Below are 3,223 nucleotides of genomic sequence, written 5' to 3'. Positions count from 1 at the left end.
GGCCAGCGGCACGGTGGTGGGCCTGGTGGCCGGCGGGGGGGAGCTATTGGCCTATGGCTTGCGGTTGGGGGTGGGCTATTGGAGCGACCAGCTGGGCAGGGATCCCTTGCACCGCAGTCGGGGGCACTGGCAGCTCACCACCTTGGGCTATGTCATCAACACGGCGGTGATCCCGGCTTTGGCCTGGGTGGGCAGTTGGCCTTGGGCCGCCGTGCTGCTCTTGGCCGAGCGGACCGGCAAAGGGATCCGCACCCCGCCGCGGGACGTGTTGCTTTCTCATGCAGCCCTGCAGGTGGGACGGGGCTTGGGGTTTGGCCTGCATGAGACCCTAGATCAAATTGGGGCAGTGGCAGGGCCGCTGCTGGTGGCAGCCATGCTAGGAGCGGGATATGGCTTCCGGGGCGCGTTTTTGGCCTTGGGGATCCCGGCGGCAGTAGGACTGGGGGTTTTGGGGCTGGCGCAATGGCTCTATCCCAGCCCACGAGACTTCGAGCCGGAGCCGGAGATGACCTCGGCAAAAGGCTTGCCCAGAGTTTTCTGGCTGTATTTGCTGGCAGCAGCCTGTGTGGCTATGGGGTTTGCCGATTTTCCCCTCATTGCCCTGCATCTGCAACAACAGTCAGGGAGCGATGGGGCAGGGATCCCTTTGCTCTATGCCCTGGCCATGGGGGTGGATGCCCTAGCAGCCCTGGGCTGTGGCTGGCTGTTCGACCGCGTGGGGCTGTGGAGCTTGCTGGGAGCGGTGGCGGTATCGGCTGGATTTGCGCCGCTGGCCTTTTCCGGTACCTATGCTCTGACGGTGCTGGGCATGGTGCTCTGGGGCATTGGCTTGGGGGCCCAAGAATCCATCATGAAGGCGGCGGTGGCCGGTATGGTAGCTCCCGAGACGAGGGGCTTTGCCTTTGGCCTGTTTACCAGTGTCTATGGATTGGCTTGGTTTGTGGGCAGCGCCCTGATGGGGGTGCTTTACGATTTCTCCCTGACTGGCTTAGTGCTCTTTTCGGTAGTCACTCAAGGGCTGGGGGCGGCTATCCTGCTGGCTCTAGTGTCCAGGAGGCAGGCCGAGGTGGGCTGATGAAAAGCCCCTGCACCAGATTACGGTGCAGCTCTTCGGGGGTTTCGTTCGTGCTGGTGGTGAGGAGCACCATCCCCTCAGGTTTTGGGCCACCTCCAGGAGCTTTTGTCAGAACCCGATTTTCAGAACTGATCCTTCATACCGCGCAGGCGAGCGAAGACCCGCACCGGATCTTGGAGCCCGGTGGCAGCTTGCAGAGCCGGCTGATCCCAGCGCAAGAAGGGGTTGGTGCGTCGCTCCTCGCCAATGGTGCTGGGGACAGTCGGAGATCCCGTCTGGCGCAGGGCGGCCACCTTTTGGTAACGGGCCTGCAGGTCGGGGTTGTCTCCATCCACTGTCAGGGCAAACCTGAGATTGTTCAAGGTGTATTCGTGGGCACACCACACCCGTGTGGCTTCCGGCAACTGGCGCAGTTGATCCAGGGATCCCACCATCTGCTCCGGCGTGCCTTCAAACAGCCGCCCGCATCCCCCGGCAAACAGGGTATCGCCACAGAAGAGATCCCCACTCTCGGAAAAGTAGTAGGCAATATGGCCGCGGGTATGGCCGGGCACAAACAGCACCTTTGCTAGCCGACCCGCAAACTCCACTGTTTCCCCTGCCTTGAGCTCCACCGTCTGGCCAGGGATCCGCCCCCGATCCACCTGGCTGCCATAGACTCTGGCACGGGGATAGCGCTCCAAAAGCTGTCGGTTGCCCCCCACGTGGTCGTGGTGGTGGTGGGTGTTGAAAATGGCCACCAACTCCGCCCCCAGCTCGGCCAGCTTTTCCAACACGGGCTCAGCCACTGCCGGATCCACCACGGCTGCTGTTGCAGTGTCGGGATTGTGGAGCAGGTAGATGTAGTTATCGCGCAGGGCAGGCAACTGGAGAACGCGCATGGCTCGGCTAACTCTCAAAAATGGCCTGTTCTACGTCTTGCCGGCTGAGGGAATAGGGAAAAGATAAAGTTTTCGTGTTGCCGTCTGGGTAGGTGTATCGCACCCAAATGCTGGTTTCTTCCAGGCGCAAAATGGCTTTCCAGCCAGGCCGTTCGCAAAACCACTGCTCCACATCCTGCGGATCGCGGGTGCAGCCCTGATCCTCCAGCCAGCGTTCGATGGTGTGGAGCGGGTGATTGTACAGGGGCGTGGTTGCAGGAGGCAAAGGCATGGCGAGATTCAAGAAAAGCAATCAAACCCTAGAGTCAACGGGCTATGTTCATTCAAGCACTCCTGATCCAGAATCCGAAAACTCGATCCCAATGTCCTACCGAAGAGGGCAGGAAATGGTCGCAGAATCAGCTTGCCCCACTCTCTCGCAGCCAAGCGAGGACACCTGCCAGTAGCAAACACACAACTAGGGTGGATCCCATCAGCAACAGGGCACAAAGCTCACCAGGTGAAAGTGGGCGGGTTTCCATGCGCAGCTCTAGAGAATCGGCACCAAGGGATCCCGGCATGCCCAGAGATCCCGTGTTGGCGGTCACCGCCCGTAAGCTGGCATCGTAGATGGCCCGTTTCGCCGGGTTGCTAAGGACAAGGTAGGCCTCCTGCAACTCTTGGAAGCAGCGAATGGCCACTTCCGGAGCCAGGGGAGAAGTATCGGGATGGTAGCGCTTGCTCAATTGCCGGTAGGCCCGCCGGATGGCCTCAGGAGATGCCCCTGGAGACAGACCCAGCCGTTGGTAGTAGGTGAGGGAAGTCAAGGAGCGCATGCAACCTATGGAGGAGCAAGACTACAGGGGCAGCAAAACCGCTTTCAGGGGAGCACAGCTCTAGTCCAGTGTAATCACTCGCGCAGACACCGGGATCCCTGCAGCAAGCCTCTATTCTTCCTCATCCTCTTCAGACTTAGCTTTGGGATAGTAGAAACCGGTGTTGCGACCGCTGAGAATGGCGCGCCCAATGGTCATGGCTCGCTGGGCCTGGAGCTTAGCTTTGCCCAGCCAGACGGCGTAGCGCCTGCGACTGCGGGCTTTAGAAGTTTTCTTCTTAGGAACAGGCATGGCTTCGCACAAAAACACAGCCTTACTAGGCTAGCATTGAGGCTGCGCTGCCGATCCCAGCTTTATTCAGGCAAGTAGCCTATCAGTGGTTGACCAAAAGGCGCGGCAAGCCCCGTCCTTCAGGGCAGGGAAGGATAGCGCCGACCGTAGCCGACGCCCTT

The 3,223-nt window shown here is 60.4% G+C and carries 5 protein-coding genes; 1 reads left to right on the top strand and 4 read right to left on the bottom strand.

What is annotated here, in order from left to right:
- Positions 1-1,075 (top strand): MFS transporter (locus tag NW837_RS07620; RefSeq protein ID WP_414330362.1); only part of this gene is annotated, 1,075 nt, incomplete at its 5' end.
- Positions 1,076-1,197: 122 nt separating this feature from the next.
- On the opposite strand, the gene gloB is transcribed toward NW837_RS07620, so the two are convergent.
- From gloB to NW837_RS07600, 4 genes are all read right to left on the bottom strand, one after another.
- Positions 1,198-1,956 (bottom strand): hydroxyacylglutathione hydrolase, encoded by a 759-nt coding sequence (gloB, locus tag NW837_RS07615; protein WP_414330360.1) that lies wholly within the window; start codon positions 1,954-1,956, stop codon positions 1,198-1,200.
- A 7-nt stretch (positions 1,957-1,963) separates the two neighbouring features.
- Positions 1,964-2,227: a DUF3143 domain-containing protein gene (locus tag NW837_RS07610; RefSeq protein ID WP_011431822.1), complete on the bottom strand. Its 264-nt coding sequence runs from the start codon at positions 2,225-2,227 to the stop codon at positions 1,964-1,966.
- 127 nt (positions 2,228-2,354) lie between these two features.
- On the bottom strand, positions 2,355-2,771 hold the full coding sequence (locus tag NW837_RS07605) for a J domain-containing protein (RefSeq protein WP_414330358.1): 417 nt from the start codon (positions 2,769-2,771) through the stop codon (positions 2,355-2,357).
- Positions 2,772-2,882: 111 nt separating this feature from the next.
- Positions 2,883-3,062, bottom strand: a complete 180-nt coding sequence (locus tag NW837_RS07600; protein ID WP_011431820.1) for a 50S ribosomal protein L32 — start codon at positions 3,060-3,062, stop codon at positions 2,883-2,885.
- Between the last annotated feature and the right edge of the window lie 161 nt (positions 3,063-3,223).

The sequence above is a fragment of the Synechococcus sp. R6-10 genome (assembly GCF_047461815.1).
GTDB lineage: Bacteria > Cyanobacteriota > Cyanobacteriia > Thermostichales > Thermostichaceae > Thermostichus.
This window is presented reverse-complemented; position numbering and strand designations above follow the sequence as displayed.

Excerpts from the sequence above, each read along its gene's own strand:
- gloB (WP_414330360.1), bottom strand. The coding sequence starts at position 1,956 with ATGCGCGTTCTCCAGTTGCCTGCCCTGCGCGATAACTACATCTACCTG.
- NW837_RS07610 (WP_011431822.1), bottom strand. The coding sequence starts at position 2,227 with ATGCCTTTGCCTCCTGCAACCACGCCCCTGTACAATCACCCGCTCCAC.
- NW837_RS07605 (WP_414330358.1), bottom strand. The coding sequence starts at position 2,771 with ATGCGCTCCTTGACTTCCCTCACCTACTACCAACGGCTGGGTCTGTCT.
- NW837_RS07600 (WP_011431820.1), bottom strand. The coding sequence starts at position 3,062 with ATGCCTGTTCCTAAGAAGAAAACTTCTAAAGCCCGCAGTCGCAGGCGC.